This is a genomic window from Streptomyces sp. NPDC001204, assembly GCF_053598035.1.
This window is the reverse complement of the sequence record NZ_JBSFJL010000008.1, coordinates 183,767-205,744: the sequence shown is the minus strand read 5'-3', so window position 1 is coordinate 205,744 and position 21,978 is coordinate 183,767. Positions and strand designations below refer to the sequence as shown.

Below are 21,978 nucleotides of genomic sequence, written 5' to 3'. Positions count from 1 at the left end.
CGGAAGGGGCTCCATGCCCAGCATCACCGAACGGAAGTGCCGACGCTGCGGCCAGAGGTGCAAGCGCGGCTGGCTCCGAGTCCACGAGCAAGGCCAGATCAAGGCTCCAGGCGCCAACCGGCCCACCGACATCGAGACGGTCTACTGCTCCGAGCGGTGCCTGCGTACCAGCCTGCTGGAGGCTGCCGGCAACTTGCAGCTGATCGTCGACCAGCAGCGCGAGATAGACCGGCTCCGGGAGAAGCTGCGCTGGCGTCGGGACGATGAGAGCTGGCAAGACTCGGCGACAGCCGACCTGCGGCACCTGCTCAACAGCATCATCGACCAGGCGGAGCCCCTCGCGGACATCAACCCGAAGGCACGGGAGACGAGCCCCGAGGAACTCGAGCGCCTACGGGTCGCGGCAAACAACATCCTGCGCCTGACGGCACCGTACATCCGTCGACGGCAAGCCGACCGACGCCAGGCTGGTTGAACAAGACACTGCGCCCGGCCGCCGTGGAGTGGCAGCCGGGCGCAGGCCGGGCGGGGGCTACTCGGCTGCGGCTTCGAGGGCTTCCTGCCGCAGCAACTCCAGGACCGCGGCGCCCGGGTCCGCGTGGCCCTGCTCCGCCAGCAGCAACTCAAGCACCCCCACCCACGACGTCGCCAGCCCCACCAGCAGAGCCCCGGCCACGTCTGGATCCAAGCCCGACAGCAACCCCATCAGGGCCTGCTCGTCCCGGCGGGCCGTCGCCAGCCCGACCGCCAGACTCAAGCGGCGCACCTCCAGCTCGTCCACATTGCCCTCCTGCCGCGCGCTCACTTGCTGGCCTCCGCCTGCTGCTCGTCGATGTGCAGGGTCACCGGGTGCGGCAGCACCTCGGGCGGCGCGAAGCCCCGCGCCACCCGGGCCGGGATCTGCGCCCGACGCGCCCGCTCCGCATCCAACAGCTCCAGCAGCGCACTGCCCGAACACCGGTCCTGGGAGGTGTCGAACCGGGAGCCGGCCACCTCGTACACAGTCCAGTCGCCCTCCCTGTGCACGATCGGGCCCGTCATCTCCAGGTCGACGAACACCTTGGCGTGCCGCTCGATGGCGGCCTGCCGGGCATCCCCGAGCTGCTGCAGCCGATCCAGGGCACGCACCGCGTCCTCGAACGCCTCCGCCAGCACCGGCACCCCCAGCTCATCGAGGTCGGCCTGCGCCGCGGCCTCCGCCTCCCGCCGCTTCTGCGCCAGCTCCGCCGCCTCAGCCTCGCGCACCATCTGTTCCGCAGCTTCCTGCCTCAGCTCGACCCGCCGGCGCGCGGCCCACTGACGGCCCAACTCCTCGATAGCGCTCTGCTCGTTCCCCTCGCGCACCCGCTCCTCGAGGGCCTCAATCCGTTCGTCCAGCTGCGCCTTGTCGCGCTGGGCGGCATCGAGCGCCTGCTGCGCCTCGGACAGTTCGAGCGCCTGTGTCTGCGTCATGCTGTTCTCCTTCTCGTGAGGCGGCCGTGCGGCCGCCGGTCTATGTGGACGCGGGTGCGGTCGGTCACGCCGCGTCGTCGGGGCCCTTACGGTCGAGGGTGCGCAGCATTCGCGCCGCGCCAGAAGAGCCCTTCCGGGCCGCCCGGCCCAGCAGCCGCCGCAACTTGGCTTCCTCCCGCTCCATCAACTCGCGGTTACGAGCAGAGCCGGACACCGCGGACTGCGCCTCGTTGGCCAGTCGGCGCAGCACCTGGGTAGCCTCCGCGGCGATCGGCGTCAGCTTCGCCAACGTCTCCGGATCCGGGGCATCCGGGCGACGCCCCTCCCTCAACAGGGCGATCAAGCTCCGGCGGAAGAACCGCCACGCCGCATCCAACTCGGCACGCCCCTCGAAACTGGTGTCCTTCCGGCTCGACTCGAACGAGGTCGTCTGCGGCTCACTCATTGATTTCTCCATGTGCATGCACGCGCGTACGCGCGCGGCGGTGCTGCGACCGGTCACTTGAGGTGGACGGGCTGTCCGGTACAGGGGTCCTGGCGGGACCTCTGTCGTTTGCGGGGTCCTCGGGGGACCCGGCAACCGTGTCGATATCCCCACGGTTGGCCTGGTTGCGGAGTCGTGTGGCGTGCCGTCGGGCGAGGCCGGCGGTTCGTGCGGCGGCGAGTTGGGCGCGCTGCTCACGCTCGCGGTCGCGGCGGGTGCGGGCGGCTTGGATCTGCTGCTGTACGCGGTCCTCGACCGAGGTGAGGGCCTTCTCGATGAGCTGCTGGCCGGTGGTGTCGGCCATGTCCGTCTCCACGTCCTGGGCGGGGGCTGAGACGATCGGGGATAGGCCGGGCCCGGTTCGTGCGGGCCCGGCTGTCGGGCTGCGGGGTTACTGCGGTCCCCACGGGTCGTTGGGCAGGGACATGAGATGGGCCCTGTGCTGGGCTGCGGCCTGGTCGGCCAGTTCCGCGGCGAGGCGGTACACGGCGCCGAGGTGGTAGGTCGGGGCGGACTTGGGTGCCTGCCTGTTGACGTAGAGCCAGGTAGTGACCTGGCCGAGCAGCGCATCCGGGTCGTACTCCCACTGGTCCCCGGTGCCGTCATGGGCGCGTGTGAGCCAGTGCCTGGTGTCCTTGGCCATGGTGAGGAGACCGGCGTTCTCGCAGCCCCAGCAGGGGCATTCGGCGTCGCCGTCGCGGTGGCGGACGCCGTGCGTCTCGCAGTCCTCGCGGTCGCATTCGAGCGCCTGGCGGATGCCTTCGCGGATGTCGTGGACCTGGTGGTCGAGCATGTGCAGGATCGCCGGTACGGCGTCGTTCCACAGGGCGGTGAGCCCGAGGGCGGTTGCCTCGTCGAGGCTGTGGAGGTTCTTCGGGTCCAGCACGGTGGTTCTCCTTCTTCGTGGTGGCCGGCCGCCGGGTGGCGGCGGGGTCAGTGGCGGTCTGCGGGCCAGTGGCGGGCGTCGCGGAACCAGCAGGCGAGTAGGGCGGCCTGTTCCCAGCCGAGGCGCTTGTAGATGGCTTCTGCTTCGTCGCGGTACGGGCCTGGGTTGGGGCTGTCGTAGACGTAGCCGCGCACTGCGGTGGCGATCTGGGTTGCGCGGTCCCAGCCGTATTGATCTACAAGGGCGGCGGCGAGCGCCTGATAAGGACTGGGCTGCTCGTTCATGAGATGTCCGTTCAGGCTGGGGCGGCTGGGACTGGTGGAGCGTCCCCCCCTAAAGGGGGGTGGGACGCACCGACCGAGGTGTGTCCGGGACGAGCATGGGACGCACCGGGACACACCTGCATGTGTCAGAGTTTCTGCAGGTCAAGATGGGTACGGGTGTGTCCCGTGACTGGTCGTCAGTTGCATGACGCACGCTTCTCTGAGTCCGGGACACACCTGCCCACCCTCTGACCTGCACGTATTCGCCCGCCTCGGCGTCTGCGGTCCCGCAGCGGGACGCACCGGGACGCACTTGGGGGCTCACGACTTGTCCTCGCTCTGCTCCGGCAGGCTGAAGAGCTTCGACCGGTTGGCGCCCGCGGTTTGAGCGACCAGGTCGGCGAACACCAGTTGGGTGAGCGCCTTCCTCGTGAGAGATGCCCGCCCCCCGACGAGGTCGGTGACTTCGTTCTGCGTCAAGGGATTCCTGGCTTTCGCCAGCACGGCGAGGACCTTCGGCTTCCGGGCTTCGATGTCGGCCTCCTCCTTCGAAGCTTCCTCTCGCTCGGCAGCCAGCTGCTCGATCGCGGCCTGTTCGACCGGCGGGTACAGGACGGCCTCGATCAGGTTCGGCTCCGTCGCATCGACGACCAGGTCCGCAAACCAGAAGTGGCCTCCCTGCTGAGGAAGCGACTCCTTACGCAGCTGGCCGGGCCGGTCTTTCGCGATCCTGAGCCGTGACCGGCCCTTGATCCCGATGCCGAACGGCTTGACGCTCTCCATCAGGTACATCACGCCGTTCAGGCCGTTCAGCTTGTGCACGCCGCCGATCGCGTACCTGCCGCGAGACTCCGACGACTTCACGACGTGGTCCAAGGTGAAGACGGCAGGGCCAGCGTCTTGCAAGGGGCGCAGTACCTTCCGGCCGAACACGGCAACGTCCTTGTTGTCGTTGATGTTCAGCCCGTGCAGCGACATGCCCTCGGTGACCCCGTCGACCACGGCGAGCGTGGGTCCGAGAGCCAGCACTTCCGCGAGGTCGACCAGGTCAGCAACCCCAAGCGGTTCCTCGGGCCGGATGTAGTGGAAGCGTTCCAGCAGGTCATCGACCGTTGCCCCCATAGGCAGCATTCGACCGACGACCCCGGCAGCTTCGTCCTCGAAGTCGAGGTAGACAACATGGTTGCCGCGGACCAGCTCTTGCAGGGCGAGGATGCAGGCGAGCCAGGTCTTGCCCGCCTCGGACTCGGCAGCAACCGTGCTCATGCGTCCCGGGTACAGCACGCCCACGCCGTCAGCGCGGGCGCCTACGGTTGGCAGGGCGGGCTTGTACGAGCCGTTCACGAAGGGCGACAGGTCTTGTCCGCGCCACGATCTCCGCCCCTGTTGCGCGCTGTCCCGCTCTGCCCCGGTCCGCCGGCCATCGTCGCCCGGGTCCGGCGGCGGCTGCATGTCTGGGTCGGAGTCCCACATGGACTCCTGGTCGTCGGCAGACGCTGACGTCGGGGGCTGGAACGCGTGACCCAGTTGCCCCCCGACATGCGTCGGCTCGGTCATATCGCACAACCGGCCGTCGCTGGTCGGGTGGTCGCAGAACCGCAGCGGGTCGAGGTTCGTGGTCAACGGTCAGGCTGCCTTCTGTGCACGGTGGGCCAGGTACTTGCCGGGCTTGCCTGGTACGGCGATGGGCGGCCAGCCCGGGGTGGCGCGGAGCCGGTGGGGCGGCTTGGGTTTGGCCAGTTCGTCGAGTTCGGCGAGGGGCCGTGCCCGGAGGACGTCGGCGGGCGAACGGGACAGGTTCTTCAGCCAGTCGACGAGTTCTTCCTCGTCGCCGAACTGCCTCCACATCTCGGCCGCTTCCAGGGCCGCGGCCAGCCGGCGCGGGTCCTCGGGCGAGAGGGCGCACCACTGGAAGGTGCCGTACTTGGGGAAGGCGCGGTCCGTCCAGGCTGCTTTGGCGTTGGCCCAGAGTGCGGTGATGGCGTCGGGGTCGGGGGACCGCTGGGCGGTATCCTCGTCCACAGGTGTCTCCTTCAGATGTGCACGAGCCCCGGGCTGCTTGGCGGTAGAGCCGGGGCTTCGTCATGAGCGGCGGCGCCTGGCCCTCGCTGGGCCGGTGCGGGAACACCGGCGTCCTGGCGGGGGCCGCTTTCACGCTGCGGTGGTTCGGGGCTGGTGGTCGGTCCTGACGAGGACCTGCAGTTGGGCCATCTGCTCGGGACTGAGCGGTGGGGCTTCATCGACCGCTCGCTGTACGCAACGCCAGTAGCGAGCCCCGGCGGTGTCGCCTCGGGCCTCGCACTCGGCGGCACGTTCAGCAGCGCTCATGACGTCACTCATGCCGCGGCGCTCCCGTTCTGCTGAGCGCGCAGACGCTCCAGGTACTCATTCAGGGCAGCGACCGGGACATACCGGCGGGAGCCGATCTTGATGCTCTGCAGCTCCCCCGACTTGATCAGAGCAAAGAGAGTCGTCCGGCCGATGCCAGAAGCGGTGACGGTCTCAGGGATAGACAGATTGATCTTCGGGATGAGCGTGCTGCCCACAACCCCTCCTGCGTAAGCGGGTCACTTACGCAGGGACCGTAGCCGTCCGGCGCGATGCACGCAAGTACGTGGTGTCACTTGCGCACCCCGTGGCGCAGTGCGATGCTGCCCGCATGTATCGCTTTGGAGACTGGCAGCTCTCGTACCGGCCAGGCGGCTGGATCAGGGCCGCAGAGACAGGCGGGATGGTCGCCTACTTGCAGTTCCGCCCCGCCGGGCCCAACGACGCGCAGCGCCTTGACCCGCATGCGGTGGTACTGAAGTCCGACGAAGCAATCAGCGGCCGATCGTGGCGTCGAGTCCCGTTCGCCGAAATCGGCATTCACGCCTCACTACCCGGCGTGCACCAGGTGCTAACGGAGCCCGGAGGCGCCGAAGCGCCGACGCTGGACTCGCTGGAGCAGTACTTCACGGAGACGGCGAATCAGTACGGCAACCTTGGCGGCTGGATCCCTTACGACAAGACCGTGATCTCTGACGACCCGGAAGACCCTGCTACGCCCCTGCCAGCGATTCAGCCCCCAGAGGGGCGTATCACTGACGCGTTCCTACAGGACGTGGCAGAGGCGTACCGATGGTTCGTCGCCGCTAAGAAGTCGCCGGCGCCGGGCATCGCGGAATTGTCGGGGGCCCCCGTGCGCACGGTGCACCGATGGGTGAGCGAAGCCCGGAAGCGGGAGTTCCTACCTCCGGCTCGAAGGGGGCAAGCCGGATGAGCGCTCGAGCCCGTAAGGTCGACCGGCTCACCCCGAGCACAAGGACCACACCAGCGCTGAGCCGGACCGCGCGCCTAAGAGGTAAGGGATGACGCCGCCCCGTTACCTGCCGTAGCCCCGTATAATTTCCCTTATACGGGGCTACTTTGAGGGGGAGTCATGGCCGACACAGACCCGACTGAAATCGTCGACGCCGAACTCGTCGACGAGGGCGAGCACCTTCCCGCGCTCGCCCCGGCGCCGACCGCGCGCCCGCTCATCGACCGCCACACCCTCCTGCGCCCCAACGCACCGATCCCCACGGCCGCCGACGCCCCCACCTACTCGGAAGCCGACTTCCGGATCTCTGAGGCCACCGCCGAGCTTCTCGACGCAGCGCAGCCGGAGAACACCTCTCGTACGTACGCCTCGGCCCGCCGGCAATTCGAGGCGTGGTGTGCGCAGCAGGGGCGGGTACCACTCCCCTGCACGACCGCCACCTTTGTCGAATACGTCGGTCATCTCATCCGGCTGGACAAGTCCCCGTCGACGATCCAGGTCGCCATGTCGGCGATCCGGACCGGGCACCCTGACGGCCAGGCCCCGGGCATGAAGGAAGCCCGCGAAGCCCTGCGCAAGCACGCACGCGCATGGGCGCAGCGACGCAGTCCGAAGAAGGCGCCCGGCATCCGCACGGAGACGCTCGTGCAGCTGGTGGCCACCTGCACGGTGGACAAGGACGGCGAGCGGCCGAAGGCGGCCCGGGATGCCGCGCTGCTCACTGTCGGCTGGGGGATGCTCGCCCGGCGGTCCGAACTCGCGAACCTCCTGATCGAACACCTCGCCGTCGACGAGGACGGTGTCACGATCCGCGTGGCGTTCTCCAAGACCGACCAGGCCGCGAAGGGCGCAGAGACGTTCGCGCCGGCCTGGCCGGACGACCCGGTGGTGTGCCCGGTCGTACGGGTGCGGGCCTGGCTGGAGGAACTGCGCGCGCAGGGTCACACCTCCGGCCCACTGTTCCGGCGGATCTCCCGCGGCGGCACCATCCAGGCCAGCGGTCCTCGAGCGGGCGCTCTGTCCCCGGACGCGGTCGGCGAGATCGTCAAGGCGCGGGCGGCACTCGCCGGCCTGCCGGACCCGTCCAAGGTGACCGCGCACGGACTGCGACGCGGCCCGGCTCAGGAGATCGCGGACGCGGGCGAGGACCCGACCGCGCAGGGCCGTTGGAAGCCCGGTTCCCTCACGGTCCGCCGCCACTACGTCGAGCCCGCGCAGGGCAAGGCGAACAACCCGATCACGGCCGTGCGCCGCAGGATGCGCGAGAGCGGCCAGCCGTAGGCGTCGCCCCGGCGGACCGCTCTGCGCCACTCCCCCGGTTCACCCCGGCTGCTTCCACTCGATCCGCACGGCGTCCGGGTCGAAGTACACCTGACCGGTCCCCGGCCTGAAGCCCTTCGGCCGGCCGCGGCGCGCGGGCAGCACGGTGACCACCATGAGGGCGTCGATGATCGCGCGCTTCCGCTCGAGGGTGTACCCCTCCCACGCCTTCCGGATCTCCGGCGTCCCCAGGGGCAGACGTGCGAGCACGGGCACCGTGGCCCGGCGCGTCATCTCCGCTTCGATCTCGGCGAGCTTGGCGCGGGTGCGGGCCGTGCCGTCGAGCATCTGCTTCCGGGTGATCAGATCATCGTCGTAGTCCGCCGCGTACTGGTCGAGCTTGACCCGGAGCGTGTTGGCCCGGGTCGCCAGGTGCTCCGTCGGCTCCCCGCTCTCCGGGCTCGGAGCGAACAGGCTCACCGCGTCCGGACGGCTCAGGCGCTCGATGGCCACCGCTTCGACGTACTCGTCGAGCAGCTCGGCAGTGCGGGTGACGTGGACGGCGGTACGGCACCTGTAGGCCACGATGTGCTTCCGGCCGGTGCCGACGCCTGCCGTGGAGCACCGCAGCGTGTCGCGGCAGCCCTGCCGGCCCTCGGGGACGGGGTCCACCTTGACTGCCTTCAGCTTGCCGAAGGTCTCTTCCAACTGCGGGGGCGTCATGCGCTCCCCCTCGGAGGTCTCCGCGGCGACGTACAGGGGCCACGCGTCCTCGCCGTCCGTGTACTGGCCGCAGTGCACGAACTCCCGGCCGTCAGCGGCCCTGTATCGCACCACGAGAGCCCCGCAGCGGTAGATGCCGGACCCGACCCACTTCCGGGCGTTCCCCGGCGTCGTACGGCGCTCCGGCTGCTCCAAGATGGTCTTGACCGCGCGCCACTTCTCCTCGGTCGTCAGGGGCGGCCACGCGGCCTTTCCGACGATCTCACCGCGGTGGTCGATCAGCCCGGCGTTCCGTGGGCGCAACAGCGCGCGGCGTAGTTCTGTCGGCTGCCATTCGCGCGCCTCGGGTTCCGTGCGGCTGCCGTCTTCAAGGCGCTTGCGACGGGGCACCGTGCGTACGCCGTTCGCCGCCCACTCGCGGCAGATCGCCCGCAGGGAGTCCCCCGCAATGATGGCGTCCACCGCTGTGCCGAGATGCCATGCCTCGGAGCCCGGTGCGATCTCGGCCTCGGAGCCGCACCCGCCGCAGACGGCCTTGACCGTGAAGTCGTCGGTGGTGCCGTCATCCTCGCGGTCGATGATGAACCCCTCCGTGGCGGGGCACTGCGGGCACTTCAGTGACCGGGGGGTCACACCGTCGCTCTCGTACCCGAACGGACGCGGGCCGCCACGGTAGGTGCCCTCGCGGAGGTTGTCCTTCTTGGCATCCTTGACGCGCTCGGCGATCTCCTCGGCTTCGTGCTGGTCGTCCACGGCCTTCCGGCGAGCCTCGCGCCGGCCGTCCGCCGTGGTCAGGTCGTAGGCGCCGCCCTTCACGGTGGCCACGAGAAGGCTCTTCTCCTCCACCAGGTCCAGGAAGTCGAAGGCCTCGCGGTAGCGGCGCTGCAGGCGTCGGGACGTCAGCGCCAGGACGCCGTCCGCCTCACCGTTGCGGAGCATCTTCAGCATGCGGTCGTACTTCGGTCGCGGCTTGCCGGAGTAGGCAGAGATGTCGTTCTCCACCAGGACCTCGACGACATCGACGTCCAGCTCTGCGGCCAGCTTCCGGCAGTCGCGTTCCTGGCGTCTCACGCCGTACCGACGCCCCTCGCGGTCGTCTGAGATGCGGCAGTAGATGATGACGCGGCGTCGGGCACCGCTGGCGGCCTCGGTCTTCATGGCAAATGAGCGTAGCGGTTAAAAGCGTCCGCGCGAAGTGCTTGACAGGTCGAAGCCGCTGCCGGCCTTGGGCACCGAGGCCGGGCTGAGCCCGACCGTGAGCTTCTTCTGCGGCCAGTCGCCACCGGAGTTGACCACCGCGGCCCGCACCCGGTCCCGGCTCTCGGTGAGGCTCTTGTCCGGCAGGCCCACCAGCGTGAAGGCGGCGACACCCGGTTCGAGGTCGGCCTGCACCTCGACGACCACGCCCTCGACACCGACGAGGGCCACGGAGCACGTACGCGCGAAGCCCATCAGGCGGCCCCCCGTACGTGCTCGACCACGGGGGCGCCGCGCCGGGGCAGCAGGACGCCGACCAGGTCGATACGGACGCCTCCGGGCGGCACCCCGCCATGGGACTGGATCCAGCGTTCCGCGAGGCCGCGCAGCCGCTCGGCCTTCTCCGGCGTGACCGCGGCCATCGGATGCTCGAAGAGCCCCTCCCGGCGGGTCTTCACCTCGCAGACGACCAGGACATCGCCGTCCCGGGCCACGATGTCGATCTCACCCGTCCTGCCGCAGCGCCAGTTGCGCTCCAGGACCGTCATGCCTGTCTGGGTCAGCCGCCGGGCCGCCAGGCCCTCTCCGTACCTGCCGAGCGCGCTTCGTGCGTTCATGTCGGCACCACCTCCGGCGCCCACGGTCACGCATCCGGCCCCACGGAGTGGATCTTGGTGGGCTACTCACCGGTTGTGGACAACGCTGCCACTCACGCGAGCGACATCGGGAGAGGACCGCTGACGCCCCTCACCCGCCTGGCAGCTCCAGATCGGTCTTGTTCAGCTCCTCAATGTTCACGTCCTTGAACGTGAGGACGCGTACCTGCTTCACGAACCGGGCCGGCCGGTACATGTCCCACACCCAGGCGTCAGCCATCGACACCTCGAAGAACACCTCACCCTGTACCGAGTGGACCTGCATCTCGTAGTCGTTGGTGAGGTAGAAGCGCCGCTCGGTCTCGATCACATATTTGAACAGACCGACGACATCGCGGTACTCCCGGTAGAGCTTGAGCTCCATCTCGGTCTCGTACTTCTCGAGGTCCTCGGCGCTCATGGCATGTTCCCCTTCAGCCGTGCGATCCCACCATTGTGCGCCAGTCCCATGAGGCCCTAGACGATTTCGGTGTCGAGGGTCACGGGCCCGGCCGGGGGACCTTCGTCGAGCAGTGTGCGCAGCAGCTCGGCGAGTCTGGTCGGATACACCGTCTCATGTGCCCGGATCAGTTCCTGACACGTCCACCAGCGCGCTCCGGCGACGCTGCGCCGCTCCAGCTCGGTCAGGGCCGTGGCCTCGATCGCGGTCCGGTCCGTACGGGCCAGGTAGTACCACTCGTCCTGGTTCCAGCGTCGGCCCGCGAACGGGAACGAGCACGTGCGGCGCCACAGCACCGGGCCGAGTTCGACCTCGGTGATGCCCGTCTCCTCGGCGAGTTCCCGCAGAGCGGCCTCCTCGCGCGTCTCGGCGCCCTCCAGGCCGCCGCCCGGGGTGAACCACCAGTCGTCGGCCGGGTCGTCCGGCTCGTGGCCGTGCAGCAGCAGGACGCGGTCCTCGGGGTCGAGCAGGACCACCCGGGCGACCTTGCGCAGTCCGCCGCGGTGACCGTCCGTGCCCTCGGCGCCCTCGGCGTCCCCGGCGTCCTCAGCGAGCACCGGCCGGCTCCGTCCGGGTGCGGGCGCGCGAGCCGCCCAGCCGCGTCGCGATCGGGCCGTAGGCGCCCCCGGCGAGGACCAGGACGGCACCCGCCACGATCATCGTGGCGATCGTGCGCAGCGGGCCCGGCTGGGAGAGGGCGCCGAGCGCCTCGAAGCCGGCGGGGCGCTCCAGCAGGCCCTTCATGGGCCACACGACGGCGTCGACCCGGGCGTCCACGGCATCGCGTGAGACGGTCCCCGCGGCCGCGTCCGTGAGGTGGGCGGTGGAGTCGAGGGAGCCCTGGCGCTCGTCGCCGAGCAGGAACAGCCGGCCCTGGGGCACCTTCACGGTCGGGAAACCGCCGGCCTCGGCGACGGCGCCCTTAAGGTACGGCTCGTCGACCTGCTTACCGTTGACGGTCAGCTTGCCCTGCTCGCAGCAGGAGACGGTGTCGCCGCCGACGGCGACCACCCGTTTGATCACGGCGGAGTTCTGCACCCAGTTCGTGTCGTGGAAGACGACCACGTCACCGCGGTGCACCTGACCGCCCTCGACCCGCTGGGCCAGCACCCGGTCGCCGATGCCGATCGTCGGCGCCATCGAACTGGTGGGCACGGTGTACGGGCGGTAGATCACCGCCGCCCACGCGAATCCCGCGAGGAACAGCACCAGCCCCACGGCCACCGCGAGCCCGGACAGCCGCTGCCCGGCCTTGCCGCCCACCGGGTCCCTGCCTGTGCCGCCGCTGCGCGGGGCCGTACGCGTCGTGCTCTCGCCACCCATGGACCGGAACCCTACCGGGCGGTACCGGAACGGGGCAGCCCCTCCTTCCGGGCCACCGCCGCACCCTCCACGAGGACTTCACAGCGGCGGCGGACGGTACTGGCGGAAGCCGCCGCACCGCCGCACTGCCCCGGCTCGGCGGCCCAGCGGCTCAGCGGCTTCCCGTGGCCGTCGTCGGAGTGCCCGTACCGGCCGCGGCCTTCGCGGCCCGCCTGCGCCGCCACAGCGCCACCGGCACGACCGCGGTCAGGGCCACGCCCTGGGGGGCCACCGTCAGGGCACCCGCCGCAGAGGAGTGATCGTTGATGCCCTGCTGGTCGAAGGTCTCCGGGACCGGCAGCGTGCCCCAGCGGTTGATCGGCCAGGCCTTGACGATGGCACGGCCGACGACGTCCTTGACCGGGACCATGCCGTGGTTCTTGTCGGTCTGGTTGTAACGCGAGTCCCGGGAGTTCTGCCGGTGGTCGCCCATCACCCAGATGTAGCCCTCGGGCACGTGCACCGTGAACTGGCCGCCCTGGTCGTCGACGCTGCACGGCGTGTTGCCGGGGTAGACGTACGGCTCGTACAGCGGCTTGCCGTTGACCATCAGCGGGCCGGTGTTCTTGCACTCGACGGTGTCGCCGCCCACGCCGACGACGCGCTTGATGAGGTCCTTCTCCTCCGCGGACGGCATCAGGCCGATCCAGCTGAGCACCGTCTGCAGCGCGTTCGGGCTGGCCGCCGGCTCGCCCGCCAGCCAGTCGTCCGGGTCGTGGAAGACGACGACCTCGCCGCGCTCGGGCTCGGAGCCGAACCACGGGGTCAGCTTGTCGACCAGGACGCGGTCGCCCCGCTGAAGGGTGTTCTGCATCGAGTCCGAGGGGATCGAGAACGCCTGTACGAGGAAGGTCTTGATCAGCAGCGCCAGCACCAGCGCGATAACGATCAGGATGGGCAGCTCTTTCCAGAAGGAGCGGGGCTTCCTCGCCTCGGGGGTGCTGCCCCCGCTCCCCTGGTCACCGCTGTGGTTGTGCTCCGTCACCGTGCCGTCCTCGGCTGTATCGCTCTCACTCCCGGAGGTCACGGCGCTGCGCGCAGCGGGGTCCGCCGCTCCCTCGGGGTGTCCGCGGTGCTCCTCGCCGTCGTGTCCGGACCGTGCGCCAACCGCCACATCCCCCACGCCAACTCCTCACTCCGTGCCGCCGCCTGCCCCGTGTGCGGCGCAGGCCCACCACTCCCATAACGAGCGGGAGTTCCGCAGGGCTCGGGAGTCGAACCGATCCGTTCGGATCGTCTGGTACAACCCTATGCGACAGCCGGGGAGCGGCGGTCGACCCAGCCGCCGCGTCGGGCACCGAAGAAAAGGTTTTCGGCTCCTTCAGCATGGTCCAGTGGCCGACGGGCCAGCCGATGACCATGGCCCGCCCCACCACGGAGTTCTCCGAGACGGTTCCGCCGTACGGGGTTTCCTGGTGGGCGCGCGAGTCGGCGGAGTTGGCCCGGTGGTCGCCCATCACCCACAGCCGGCCCCGGGGGACGGTGATGTCGAACTGGGTGTTGGAGGGGGCGTTGTCCGGATACAGGTAGTCCCCCTCGTCCAGGGGAACGCCGTTGACGGTCACCCTGCCCTGCGTGTCGCAGCACTTGACGTGGTCACCACCGACGCCGACGACCCGCTTGATGAGGTCCTTCTCGTCGTCGGAAGGCAGCAGGCCGATGAAGGTGAGACCCTGCTTGACCTGCTTGACCCCGACGGGGTCGTCCTTCTGGGGGGTCTGCTCGCCGGCCAGCCAGCCGCCCGGGTCGTGGAAGACGACGACGTCGCCGCGCTGCGGCTTGGCGCCGAACCACGGGGTGAACTTGTCGACCAGGACCCGGTCGCCGATCTGGATCGTCTGCTCCATGGAGCCCGACGGGATCACGAAGGCCTGCACGAGGAAGGTCTTCAGCACCAGGGCTATGAGTACGGCGACGCCGACGAGGAGCGGTATCTCCCGGACCGCGGAGCGCCTGCGCCGTCGCTTGACCTTGCGTTGCAGCTTGCGCCGCTCCGCGCGGGTGCGGCCGCCGGCCGGAGCCGCGGCGCGCCGAGCGCCGGTGGGCAGGAGGTTGTCGGCGGCGTTGGCGGAGACACCGCGGGGTCGGCCGCGGCTACCCATGGCTGCCGCCCGCATGGCCGGCGGCGGGCACGCGCGCGTAGGCGTCCGGCCGGTGCAGGTGGGTCCGGTGGCCGAAGGGCCAGACGATCCAGTCGGCCCGGCCGATCACGTCGCCGACCGGGATCATGCCGCCGCCCGGCGAGCCCAGATGGTCGCGGGAGTCGCTGGAGTCGCCCCGGTGGTCGCCGAGGACGAACAGGGTGCCCTCGGGCACGGCGACGTCGAAGGGCACGGCGGACGGGCTGTCACCGGGGTGGAGGAACGTCGACTCGTCGACCGACCGGCCGTTCACCTGGATCCTGCCCTCCTTGTCACAGCAGACCACATGGTCTCCGCCTACACCCACAACGCGTTTGATGTAGTCGCCGTCCCCGAAGTACCCGGTGCCGTCGAACACGACGACGTCGCCGCGCCGTGGCACGGCTCCGAAACGGTACGCCAACTTGTTTACGACGACGCGGTCCCCGATCCTCAATCCCGGCTCCATGGATCCGCTCGGAATCTCGAACGGCTGCATCACGAACGTGTTGAGGAGCAGCAGGAAGGCCATGCCGCTCAGCGCGGTCAGGGTGATCCTCCCGCCGGGAAGCCACTCGGTGATCCGCGACATCAACGCGAAACGCGACCGTTCCTCCGGCCCCCGCGCCCCCGGGGTCTCACCGGGTTCGCCGTCACAAGGGCGGGAGGAGCGGTCGCGCTCCGTCTGCTGTGCTTCGGTGTCCATCGGGGCCGAATGTTATCCGGCCCCGCCATGAACTCCGGGAGGCGCTCAGTTCTCGCGCTTCTCCTTGATCTTCGCGGCCTTGCCGCGCAGCTCGCGCAGGTAGTACAGCTTGGCGCGGCGCACGTCACCCTTGGTGACGAGCTCGATCTTCTCGACGATCGGGGTGTGCACCGGGAAGGTGCGCTCGACGCCGACGGAGAAGGAGACCTTGCGGACCGTGAAGGTCTCGCGCACGCCGGAGCCCTGGCGACGGATCACCACGCCCTTGAACTGCTGCACACGGGAGCGGTTGCCCTCAATAACGCGGACGTGGACGTTGACGGTGTCGCCCGGGCGGAAGGCCGGGACGTCCTCGCGCAGCGACGCGGCGTCGACGGAGTCGAGCAGGTGAGACATTTCGTCTGCTTTCTTCGTTGATGCCACAGGTCATCAACGGAAACTAGATGTTCGGGGTTGGTGCTGCACGGGTCGGGACGGGCGTCGTGTCCCCCTGCGGCAGGGGCGCACGCCGGACCGGCGCACAACAGCGCTCTATTCTTCCACGCCGTCGGTCCTGCGCCAAAATCGGCCGTGCGCCTCACCCTCGGGGTCCGGCGACCAGCCCAGGATGGACAGCATCTCGCGGTCCTTCTTGTCGAAGGCCTTCGGAGCGCAGCGCTCGATGAGGTCGGGCCGGTGGGCCGTCGTGCGCCGCAGGGCCTCGTCGCGGCGCCAGCGGGCGATCTTCCCGTGGTGGCCGCTGAGCAGCACCTCGGGGATGCCGTGGCCGCGCCACTCCGGCGGCTTGGTGTAGACGGGGCCTTCCAGGAGGTTGGCCATCGTGCCGGGCGCGAAGGAGTCGTCGCGGTGCGACTCGGCGTTGCCCAGGACGCCGGGCAGCAGCCGCGCCACGGCCTCGGTGACGACCAGCACGGCCGCCTCGCCGCCGGCGAGGACGTAGTCGCCGATGGAGACCTCGTAGACGGGCATCCGGGTGGCGTACTCGTCCATCACCCGGCGGTCGATGCCCTCGTAGCGGGCCGGCGTGAAGATCAGCCAGGGGCACTCGGAGAGCTCCACGGCGAGTTCCTGGGTGAAGGGGCGGCCGCTGGGCGTCGGGACGATGAGCGCGGGCGTGTGCGAGCCGGTCTCGTAGCCGTCGGCGAGGACGGTGTCCAGGGCATCGCCCCAGGGCTCGGTCTTCATGACCATGCCGGGGCCGCCGCCGTAGGGCGTGTCGTCGACCGTGTGGTGGCGGTCGTACGTCCAGCCGCGCAGATCGTGGACGTGCACGTTCAGCTGTCCACGCGCGCGTGCCTTGCCGACCAGGGAGACGTTCAGGGGTTCCAGGTACTCGGGGAAGATCGTGACGACGTCGAGCCGCATCAGGACTCTTCCTCCGCGGACGTGCGGGAGGAGGCGCCGGGTCCGTCGACGGCCTCGTCGCGGACGTCCTGGTCGTCGATGAGGCCGGGCGGCGGGTCGATGACCGCCCGCTGCTCCTCCAGGTCGATCTCGGTGACGATCTCCCCGACGAACGGGATCATCACCTCGGTGCCGTCCGGACGCTCGACGATCAGGAGGTCCTGGGAGGGCAGGTGGGAGATCTCGGTGATCCGGCCTACCTCCTTGCCGTCCGTGGTGACGACGTCGAGGTCCATCAGCTGGTGGTCGTAGTACTCGTCCTCGCCCTCGGGAAGCTCCTCCGGGTCGATCTCGGCGATCAGCAGGATGTTGCGCAGGGCCTCGGCGGCAGTGCGGTCGCGCACGCCCTCGAAGCGCAGCAGGAGGCGGCCGCTGTGGACGCGGCCCGTCTCGATGGTCAGCGGGCCGGCGGACGCCGGGTCGGTGGCCAGGACGGCGCCGGGGGCGAGCCGCAGTTCGGGCTCGTCGGTACGTACCTCCACGGTGACCTCGCCCTTGATGCCGTGGGCGCGGCCGATCCGTGCGACTACCAGCTGCACGTGGAAGATCTCCTGTCGGATCTGAACGCGAGCCGCCGGGCGGCTCATACGACTGCGGGCCGGGGACGGCCCAGCGGCCCTCCCCGGCCCGAGCCGGTTGCGAAAAGCGTCAGCGGACGTGGTCCACGTCGACGAGGTCGACACGGACACCTCGGCCGCCGATGGCGCCCACGACGGTGCGCAGGGCACGTGCGGTACGACCGTTGCGGCCGATCACCTTGCCGAGGTCGTCCGGGTGCACCCGGACCTCGAGCACGCGCCCGCGGCGCAGGTCGCGCGAGGCGACCTGCACATCGTCAGGGTTGTCGACGATGCCCTTCACGAGGTGCTCAAGCGCCTCCTCGAGCATGCTGCTCAGGCCTCGGTCGACTCAGCCGAAGAAGACTCGGCGGCGGCCTCGTCCTTCTTCTCAGCCTTCTTCTTCTGGGTGATGGCCTCACCCTTGTTCTCGTCGTCACCACCGATGGCCTCGAACGACGGGCGCGCGGCCTTCTCGGCCGGCTGGAGCAGCGGCGCGGGGGCGGGCTCGCCCTTGAACTTCTGCCAGTCGCCGGTCTTCTTCAGGATGGCGAGCACGGGCTCGGTCGGCTGGGCGCCGACGGAGAGCCAGTACGCCACACGCTCGGCGTTGACCTCGATGCGCGAGGGGTTCTGCACCGGGTGGTACAGACCGATCTCCTCGATGGCCCGGCCGTCACGGCGGGTACGGGAGTCGGCGACGACGATGCGGTAGTGAGGCGAACGGATCTTGCCCAGACGCTTCAGCTTGATCTTGACTGCCACGGGAGTGGGTTCTCCTGGATTTGACGTGGTTGGGCACGGCGGAGATGCCGCGTGGGGTTGCGGTACCCGAGTGCCCGACGGACGCGTCAGCCGGAGGAGAGAGGGGTCCTGTGCGGCTGTCGAGTACAGCTAGCCATTGTGCCACACCTGGCAGGCGTCCCTCCGCGGAGGGTGCGGGGGCCGCCCCCGGGCGCCACGGAGCCGCACCCGGCGCTCCGGGTGCCGTCGATGCGTGCGCCTGCCCGCGCCGGCGGGGGTGCCGCCGCGTACGGCGGCACCCCGCGCACCAGTCCTGCCGCTCAGCCGGCACCCACGAGATGCCGGTACGCGGTGAGCCGGTCAGCCGGCCGCCGCGCCCACCGGCTCCGGGATCCTGAACGGCTTTCCGCAGCCGCCGCACATGATCGGGGCCTGGGCCAGGACCGAGGGGACGACCCGCACATTGCGACCGCAGTCGCACACCGCCTTGACCCTGACCCCACCGCCGGACGAGCCGTGGCGGGCGGCGGGTCCGCGGAAGGAACGGCCGGTGTCGGCGGAGGTGGCGACCGAGTGGGCCTTCAGCGCACGCTGGAGGCGCTCGATCGTCGGGCGGTAGCGCCGCTTCGCCTCGGGGCTGAGCGTGACCAGCGAGAAGCCACTGCTCGGGTGCGGCTCCTCGGGGTGGTCCAGGCCCAGCTCCTCGGAGATCGCGAGGAACCTGCGGTTGTGGTAGCGGCCGGCACGGGACGTGTCGCGTACGCCGCGCGCGGCGGCTACGCCATGGACTGCCTCGTGAAGCAGTCGCTCGAAGGAGAGTTCGTGTCCGCACGCGGACGACGACTCGCCGATCAGGGACTCAGGCGCGGCAAGATCCGGCAGCTCGGGGTGGTACCGCTGAATGTCGGCCCACGCCTGCGCCAGCTCTGCGGCGAGAACAGGTGGTGTCGTGCTCACGTAATGACAACGAGCCGGAGGGCCGCTGTGTTCCTATTCCGGGGCATCCCAAATAATTTGCACGTACCCGTCAGTCGTCGCTGATGCGTCCTGACGAGGGCGGGTGCGCTGATCTGCGGAGAAGCCGCACAGCTCCACCCAAGGTGGTGCGCAAAGGGAGTACGCGCCGGCGCGTACGCCCCTGGCGCACGCGGGGGGCGTCGGGATCGCGCCACGCGCAAGAGGCGTTTCGGCCGCATCCCGGCCGGGGACCCTCATCCCGGTCGGCGCCCGCGACGCCCGCGAGGTTACCCGGTGCGCCTCCGGCGTCCGGCAGCGGCCCACAGGACAAGCCGACTTCCGGCCACGTTGATCTCGGATCCAGGTTGCCGGGACGTGAAATCCCGGCCCGCACCGCCACAGGACACAAACAGGGCCCCGCGACCCCTGGACGCGAGGAAGGGCTCGGAGTTACCTGACATACGGGGGAAGTGGGAGCGCACGGCACGGGGGCCACGGAACCGGGCACAGCGACAGCACTCGGCGGATTGGGGCGCCCATCCATGACACCTGCGCTCGTGCGGCAGCACGTACGGCACACGGCAACAGTGCCCGACGCGGAGACACGCGCACGCGCGCGTGACTGGTCCGAGATCCAGGAACGCATGCTGGTCCCGCTCTACGAGGCCGTCTACGCGCGACTGGACGTGGGCTCCGGCACACGGCTGCTGGCCCTCGGCTGCGGCTCCGGACTCGCCCTGCTCCTGGCCGCGGCCAGAGGCGCGACGGTCACCGGCGTCGACTCCTCCTGCCCCGAGCGGCTCGCCCTCGCCCGCAGGCGGCTGCTGCCGGAACCGTGGGACACACGCACGCGTGCGACCGCCCGGATCGTCGACGGACCACCGCGGGACGCCGCCGTCCCCGGCGGCCCCGCGTACACCCTCGTGACCGCCTTCGAGCCGATCGCCTGCACGAGCGGCTCCCTCGCGGGCGACTCGGAGGGGCCGGCCGGTCTGCTCGCCGCCGCGACGCCGCTCGCCGAGAGGGGGGCGCCCGTGGTCCTGACCGGCTGGGGACCGCCGGAGCGCTGCGCGACCTCGTCCGTGCTGCGGGTGGCGGCCAAGCTCGCCGACCCGCTGCGGAGCCCCGGCAGCCGGCGCCCCGCCCCGCGCGACGGCCTGGAGGAGGTGGCCCGGCGCGCCGGTCTGCGGCCGGACGGCTCCGGCCGCGTCGCCTGCCCCTTCGGGTACGCCGAGCTCGGCAGCGCGGTACGCGGTCTGCTCTCCACGGGGCTCTTCGACGCGGCCGTCGCCGCCACCGACCGCAACCAGGTCGACAAGGAACTCACCGAGGCCCTGCACGCACACCAGCGGCCGGACGGCACCGTGTGGATGCCCAACGTCTTCCGGTACCTGATCGCACGGACCCCCTGAACGCGGATGCCCTGGACACGACGCCCCGGACCCGGACACCCCGGACCCGGACGCCCGGACACCGGCGCCCGCACACCCCCGAAGCTCACTGGACGCCGTCGGCCTCCGCCTCCTTCCGCAGGCGGGTGATCCCGGCGACCCGGTAGGCGTCGGCCTCCTCCAGCGTCTCGTTCTCCAGCAGCGCCTGCGCCAGCGCGTCCAGCTGCCCCCGGTGTTCACGCAGCTTGCGGCACGCCTCCTCGTAGCACTCGTCGACGATGCGCCGCATCTCGCTGTCGATGGCGTCCAGGGTCTGCGGGGCGGCGGCGAGCCCGTAGGCCTGCTGGGCGTCGTCCGGCAGGGCGGAGAGGCGGCCCAGGTGCTCGCTCATGCCCCAGCGGGCCACCATCCCGCGTGCGATGCCGGTGACCTGCTCGAGGTCGTGCTCGGAACCGGTCGTGATGACCTCGTAGACGACGTGTTCCGCCGCCATGCCGCCCAGCGCGCCGATGATGCGGCCCCGCAGGTACTCCTCGGTGTACGCGTACTTGTCGGACTCCGGCGTCGACAGCGTCACCCCGAGCGCCCTCCCGCGCGGGACGATGGTGATCTTGCGAACGGGGTCGGCGCCGGGCTGGAGCATGCCCAGCAGGGCGTGCCCGCTCTCGTGGTACGCGGTGCGCCTGCGCTCCTCCTCGGGCATCACCAGCGCACGTTCGGCGCCGAGCTGGACCTTCTCCAACGCCTCCGAGAAGTCGGCCCGCGTCACCTGCTCCTGCCGGCGCTTGACCGCGAGCAGTGCGGCCTCGTTGGCGAGGTTGGCCAGCTCCGCCCCGGTCATGCCCGGAGTCGTACGGGCCACCCGGGCGAGGTCCACGTCCGGGGAGAGCGGGATCTGGCGGGTGTGGATCCGCAGGATCGCCTCGCGGCCGCCCCGGTCCGGCGGCGAGACGCTCACCACCCGGTCGAAACGGCCCGGACGGGTGAGCGCGGGGTCCAGCACGTCGGCGCGGTTCGTGGCGGCGAGCACGATGACGCCCTCCGAGCCGGAGAAGCCGTCCATCTCCGTCAGGATCTGGTTCAGCGTCTGCTCGCGCTCGTCGTGCCCGCCCACCGAGGCACCGCCGCCCCGGGCCCGGCCGATGGTGTCGATCTCGTCGATGAAGACGATCGACGGCGCCACCTTGCGGGCCTCAGCGAACAGCTCGCGCACCCGGGAGGCACCCACCCCCACGATCATCTCGATGAACTCGGACGCCGACGCCGAGAAGAACGGCACATCCGCCTCACCGGCCACGGCCCGCGCGAGCAACGTCTTGCCCGTGCCCGGGGGTCCCGTGAGCAGCACCCCGCGGGGCATCTTCGCGCCCATGTGGCGATAGGCGTCCGGATGCTCCAGGAAGTCGACGACGTCGTCCAGCTCGCCCTTGACCTCGTCGATGCCCGCCACGTCCGCGAAGGTGGTGCGCTGGGTGCCCGGCTGGAGTTCGACCGGCCTGGGCGGCGTCTTGCGCCCCAGCAGACCGCCCGGCCCGCCCAGACCCGAGCCGATCCGCCGCGCGAAGAAGATCCACAGCGCCGCCAGCACCGCGATCGGCGCCAGCGAGAGCAGCAGATTCGACAGCAGGCCGCGCTCCTGCACGACCGGCTGCGCGGTCACCGTGACATGGTGGCTGCTCAGGCTCTGCCAGAGCTTGTCGTCCGCGAAGGCCGGGCGCTGCGTCTTGAACTTGGTGTACTTCCCGCCGCCCTCGGGATTGGCCTGGGCGCTCTTGAGCCGGCCCTGGATCGCGTCGCCCTTGGAGTAGATCGTGCCGACGTTGCCCGCGTCGAGCTGCCTGCTGAACTCGGTGTACGAGATCGTCGGCTCGTTGCCCTGGTTGTAGTAGCTCAGCCCGCCGTAGGCCAGCAGGAAGACGATCACCGCGGTGACGAGCAGGCCCCACCACCTGCCGCGCATCCTTCTGCCCCCGGGCTGCCTGGGCGGCTCGTCCGGCGTGCCCTCGGTGCGCCACGGCTGGTCAGAGCCGTTGCGCGGCGGCGCCGCATTGCTCATATCTGGACGTTACGGCACAT

General features: G+C 70.3%; 28 protein-coding genes and 1 pseudogene. 5 read left to right on the top strand and 24 right to left on the bottom strand.

All coding sequences use genetic code 11. The features are described 5' to 3' along the window. Positions 1-13 precede the first annotated feature (13 nt). Entirely contained in the window at positions 14-475 is a 462-nt protein-coding gene (locus tag ACWC91_RS14315) for a hypothetical protein (RefSeq protein WP_450641778.1), read from the top strand. A 57-nt stretch (positions 476-532) separates the two neighbouring features. On the opposite strand, the gene ACWC91_RS14310 is transcribed toward ACWC91_RS14315, so the two are convergent. The 3 genes from ACWC91_RS14310 to ACWC91_RS14300 all read right to left on the bottom strand — a co-directional run bounded on the left by ACWC91_RS14310 (position 533) and on the right by ACWC91_RS14300 (position 1,897). Continuing rightward, positions 533-781, bottom strand: a complete 249-nt coding sequence (locus ACWC91_RS14310) for a hypothetical protein (protein ID WP_450641779.1) — start codon at positions 779-781, stop codon at positions 533-535. A gap of 20 nt (positions 782-801) precedes the next feature. Then, positions 802-1,452, bottom strand: coding sequence for a hypothetical protein (locus tag ACWC91_RS14305; RefSeq protein WP_450641780.1), 651 nt, complete (start codon positions 1,450-1,452; stop codon positions 802-804). Positions 1,453-1,516: 64 nt separating this feature from the next. Continuing rightward, a complete protein-coding gene (locus ACWC91_RS14300; RefSeq protein WP_450641781.1) occupies positions 1,517-1,897 on the bottom strand; it encodes a hypothetical protein in 381 nt (126 codons plus the stop codon). Positions 1,898-2,078: 181 nt separating this feature from the next. Here ACWC91_RS14300 and ACWC91_RS14295 point away from each other — a divergent pair, with 181 nt between their 5' ends. Next, a complete protein-coding gene (locus ACWC91_RS14295) occupies positions 2,079-2,270 on the top strand; it encodes a hypothetical protein (RefSeq protein WP_450641783.1) in 192 nt (63 codons plus the stop codon). 57 nt (positions 2,271-2,327) lie between these two features. On the opposite strand, the gene ACWC91_RS14290 is transcribed toward ACWC91_RS14295, so the two are convergent. From ACWC91_RS14290 to ACWC91_RS14270, 5 genes are all read right to left on the bottom strand, one after another. After that, positions 2,328-2,822, bottom strand: a complete 495-nt coding sequence (locus ACWC91_RS14290) for a hypothetical protein (protein WP_450641784.1) — start codon at positions 2,820-2,822, stop codon at positions 2,328-2,330. A gap of 47 nt (positions 2,823-2,869) precedes the next feature. Beyond that, positions 2,870-3,106: a hypothetical protein gene (locus ACWC91_RS14285; protein ID WP_450641785.1), complete on the bottom strand. Its 237-nt coding sequence runs from the start codon at positions 3,104-3,106 to the stop codon at positions 2,870-2,872. A gap of 300 nt (positions 3,107-3,406) precedes the next feature. Next, positions 3,407-4,708: an AAA family ATPase gene (locus tag ACWC91_RS14280; protein WP_450641786.1), complete on the bottom strand. Its 1,302-nt coding sequence runs from the start codon at positions 4,706-4,708 to the stop codon at positions 3,407-3,409. Between the two features lie 3 nt (positions 4,709-4,711). Continuing rightward, the gene (locus tag ACWC91_RS14275; RefSeq protein ID WP_450641788.1) at positions 4,712-5,107 is read right to left on the bottom strand and encodes a hypothetical protein; all 396 of its coding nucleotides are present in this window, start codon (positions 5,105-5,107) and stop codon (positions 4,712-4,714) included. A 314-nt stretch (positions 5,108-5,421) separates the two neighbouring features. Continuing rightward, positions 5,422-5,631: a helix-turn-helix domain-containing protein gene (locus ACWC91_RS14270; RefSeq protein ID WP_450641789.1), complete on the bottom strand. Its 210-nt coding sequence runs from the start codon at positions 5,629-5,631 to the stop codon at positions 5,422-5,424. Positions 5,632-5,816: 185 nt separating this feature from the next. Between ACWC91_RS14270 and ACWC91_RS14265 the strand changes: the two genes are divergently transcribed. Together ACWC91_RS14265 and ACWC91_RS14260 are read left to right on the top strand one after the other, a co-directional pair. Continuing rightward, a complete protein-coding gene (locus ACWC91_RS14265) occupies positions 5,817-6,347 on the top strand; it encodes a hypothetical protein (RefSeq protein ID WP_450641790.1) in 531 nt (176 codons plus the stop codon). Between the two features lie 159 nt (positions 6,348-6,506). Then, complete coding sequence (locus tag ACWC91_RS14260) at positions 6,507-7,667, top strand: tyrosine-type recombinase/integrase (protein ID WP_450641791.1); 1,161 nt, start codon at positions 6,507-6,509, stop codon at positions 7,665-7,667. A gap of 39 nt (positions 7,668-7,706) precedes the next feature. On the opposite strand, the gene ACWC91_RS14255 is transcribed toward ACWC91_RS14260, so the two are convergent. The 15 genes and pseudogenes from ACWC91_RS14255 to ACWC91_RS14185 form a co-directional block, all read right to left on the bottom strand. Beyond that, positions 7,707-9,527, bottom strand: coding sequence for a recombinase family protein (locus tag ACWC91_RS14255; RefSeq protein ID WP_450641793.1), 1,821 nt, complete (start codon positions 9,525-9,527; stop codon positions 7,707-7,709). A gap of 42 nt (positions 9,528-9,569) precedes the next feature. Next, positions 9,570-9,821, bottom strand: a pseudogene (locus ACWC91_RS14250) (magnesium chelatase domain-containing protein); the annotation flags it as partial. Next, entirely contained in the window at positions 9,821-10,183 is a 363-nt protein-coding gene (locus ACWC91_RS14245; protein WP_225079365.1) for a YraN family protein, read from the bottom strand. The gene ACWC91_RS14245 and the pseudogene ACWC91_RS14250, both read right to left, overlap by 1 nt. A 130-nt stretch (positions 10,184-10,313) precedes the next feature. Continuing rightward, a complete protein-coding gene (locus ACWC91_RS14240) occupies positions 10,314-10,622 on the bottom strand; it encodes a DUF2469 domain-containing protein (protein WP_008745401.1) in 309 nt (102 codons plus the stop codon). Between the two features lie 56 nt (positions 10,623-10,678). Further along, complete coding sequence (locus tag ACWC91_RS14235) at positions 10,679-11,218, bottom strand: NUDIX hydrolase (RefSeq protein ID WP_374114060.1); 540 nt, start codon at positions 11,216-11,218, stop codon at positions 10,679-10,681. Beyond that, positions 11,208-11,984: a signal peptidase I gene (gene lepB / locus ACWC91_RS14230; RefSeq protein ID WP_225079366.1), complete on the bottom strand. Its 777-nt coding sequence runs from the start codon at positions 11,982-11,984 to the stop codon at positions 11,208-11,210. Before lepB (ACWC91_RS14230) ends, ACWC91_RS14235 begins: the two co-directional genes overlap by 11 nt. Positions 11,985-12,135: 151 nt before the next feature. Then, positions 12,136-13,146, bottom strand: coding sequence for a signal peptidase I (lepB, locus tag ACWC91_RS14225; RefSeq protein ID WP_225079367.1), 1,011 nt, complete (start codon positions 13,144-13,146; stop codon positions 12,136-12,138). Next, positions 13,034-14,125, bottom strand: a complete 1,092-nt coding sequence (gene lepB / locus ACWC91_RS14220) for a signal peptidase I (protein ID WP_450641794.1) — start codon at positions 14,123-14,125, stop codon at positions 13,034-13,036. The genes lepB (ACWC91_RS14225) and lepB (ACWC91_RS14220) overlap by 113 nt, the downstream gene beginning before the upstream one ends. After that, the gene (gene lepB, locus ACWC91_RS14215) at positions 14,118-14,849 is read right to left on the bottom strand and encodes a signal peptidase I (RefSeq protein ID WP_281154306.1); all 732 of its coding nucleotides are present in this window, start codon (positions 14,847-14,849) and stop codon (positions 14,118-14,120) included. Before lepB (ACWC91_RS14215) ends, lepB (ACWC91_RS14220) begins: the two co-directional genes overlap by 8 nt. A gap of 45 nt (positions 14,850-14,894) precedes the next feature. Further along, entirely contained in the window at positions 14,895-15,245 is a 351-nt protein-coding gene (gene rplS / locus ACWC91_RS14210; RefSeq protein WP_225079370.1) for a 50S ribosomal protein L19, read from the bottom strand. 135 nt (positions 15,246-15,380) lie between these two features. Then, on the bottom strand, positions 15,381-16,214 hold the full coding sequence (gene trmD / locus ACWC91_RS14205; protein WP_450641797.1) for a tRNA (guanosine(37)-N1)-methyltransferase TrmD: 834 nt from the start codon (positions 16,212-16,214) through the stop codon (positions 15,381-15,383). Then, positions 16,214-16,792 carry a ribosome maturation factor RimM gene (rimM, locus tag ACWC91_RS14200; RefSeq protein ID WP_281154308.1) on the bottom strand — a complete coding sequence of 193 codons (579 nt, stop codon included), beginning with the start codon at positions 16,790-16,792 and terminating at the stop codon, positions 16,214-16,216. Before rimM ends, trmD begins: the two co-directional genes overlap by 1 nt. A gap of 109 nt (positions 16,793-16,901) precedes the next feature. Next, entirely contained in the window at positions 16,902-17,141 is a 240-nt protein-coding gene (locus tag ACWC91_RS14195; protein WP_005479813.1) for an RNA-binding protein, read from the bottom strand. Positions 17,142-17,146: 5 nt separating this feature from the next. Continuing rightward, a complete protein-coding gene (rpsP, locus tag ACWC91_RS14190; RefSeq protein WP_225079373.1) occupies positions 17,147-17,575 on the bottom strand; it encodes a 30S ribosomal protein S16 in 429 nt (142 codons plus the stop codon). A 339-nt stretch (positions 17,576-17,914) separates the two neighbouring features. Continuing rightward, complete coding sequence (locus ACWC91_RS14185) at positions 17,915-18,511, bottom strand: hypothetical protein (RefSeq protein ID WP_141357941.1); 597 nt, start codon at positions 18,509-18,511, stop codon at positions 17,915-17,917. Positions 18,512-19,053: 542 nt separating this feature from the next. Here ACWC91_RS14185 and ACWC91_RS14180 point away from each other — a divergent pair. Next, on the top strand, positions 19,054-19,923 hold the full coding sequence (locus ACWC91_RS14180; protein ID WP_225079374.1) for a type 1 periplasmic-binding domain-containing protein: 870 nt from the start codon (positions 19,054-19,056) through the stop codon (positions 19,921-19,923). Positions 19,924-20,008: 85 nt separating this feature from the next. On the opposite strand, the gene ftsH is transcribed toward ACWC91_RS14180, so the two are convergent. Beyond that, complete coding sequence (gene ftsH, locus ACWC91_RS14175; RefSeq protein ID WP_450641800.1) at positions 20,009-21,958, bottom strand: ATP-dependent zinc metalloprotease FtsH; 1,950 nt, start codon at positions 21,956-21,958, stop codon at positions 20,009-20,011. Positions 21,959-21,978: the final 20 nt, after the last annotated feature.

Excerpts from the sequence above, each read along its gene's own strand:
- ACWC91_RS14260 (WP_450641791.1), top strand. The coding sequence starts at position 6,507 with ATGGCCGACACAGACCCGACTGAAATCGTCGACGCCGAACTCGTCGAC.
- ACWC91_RS14180 (WP_225079374.1), top strand. The coding sequence starts at position 19,054 with ATGACACCTGCGCTCGTGCGGCAGCACGTACGGCACACGGCAACAGTG.
- lepB (WP_450641794.1), bottom strand. The coding sequence starts at position 14,125 with ATGGGTAGCCGCGGCCGACCCCGCGGTGTCTCCGCCAACGCCGCCGAC.
- rplS (WP_225079370.1), bottom strand. The coding sequence starts at position 15,245 with ATGTCTCACCTGCTCGACTCCGTCGACGCCGCGTCGCTGCGCGAGGAC.
- ACWC91_RS14245 (WP_225079365.1), bottom strand. The coding sequence starts at position 10,183 with ATGAACGCACGAAGCGCGCTCGGCAGGTACGGAGAGGGCCTGGCGGCC.
- ACWC91_RS14285 (WP_450641785.1), bottom strand. The coding sequence starts at position 3,106 with ATGAACGAGCAGCCCAGTCCTTATCAGGCGCTCGCCGCCGCCCTTGTA.
- ACWC91_RS14315 (WP_450641778.1), top strand. The coding sequence starts at position 14 with ATGCCCAGCATCACCGAACGGAAGTGCCGACGCTGCGGCCAGAGGTGC.
- ACWC91_RS14300 (WP_450641781.1), bottom strand. The coding sequence starts at position 1,897 with ATGAGTGAGCCGCAGACGACCTCGTTCGAGTCGAGCCGGAAGGACACC.
- ftsH (WP_450641800.1), bottom strand. The coding sequence starts at position 21,958 with ATGAGCAATGCGGCGCCGCCGCGCAACGGCTCTGACCAGCCGTGGCGC.
- lepB (WP_281154306.1), bottom strand. The coding sequence starts at position 14,849 with ATGGACACCGAAGCACAGCAGACGGAGCGCGACCGCTCCTCCCGCCCT.
- lepB (WP_225079366.1), bottom strand. The coding sequence starts at position 11,984 with ATGGGTGGCGAGAGCACGACGCGTACGGCCCCGCGCAGCGGCGGCACA.
- ACWC91_RS14240 (WP_008745401.1), bottom strand. The coding sequence starts at position 10,622 with ATGAGCGCCGAGGACCTCGAGAAGTACGAGACCGAGATGGAGCTCAAG.
- ACWC91_RS14265 (WP_450641790.1), top strand. The coding sequence starts at position 5,817 with ATGGTCGCCTACTTGCAGTTCCGCCCCGCCGGGCCCAACGACGCGCAG.
- ACWC91_RS14255 (WP_450641793.1), bottom strand. The coding sequence starts at position 9,527 with ATGAAGACCGAGGCCGCCAGCGGTGCCCGACGCCGCGTCATCATCTAC.
- ACWC91_RS14305 (WP_450641780.1), bottom strand. The coding sequence starts at position 1,452 with ATGACGCAGACACAGGCGCTCGAACTGTCCGAGGCGCAGCAGGCGCTC.
- trmD (WP_450641797.1), bottom strand. The coding sequence starts at position 16,214 with ATGCGGCTCGACGTCGTCACGATCTTCCCCGAGTACCTGGAACCCCTG.
- ACWC91_RS14195 (WP_005479813.1), bottom strand. The coding sequence starts at position 17,141 with ATGCTCGAGGAGGCGCTTGAGCACCTCGTGAAGGGCATCGTCGACAAC.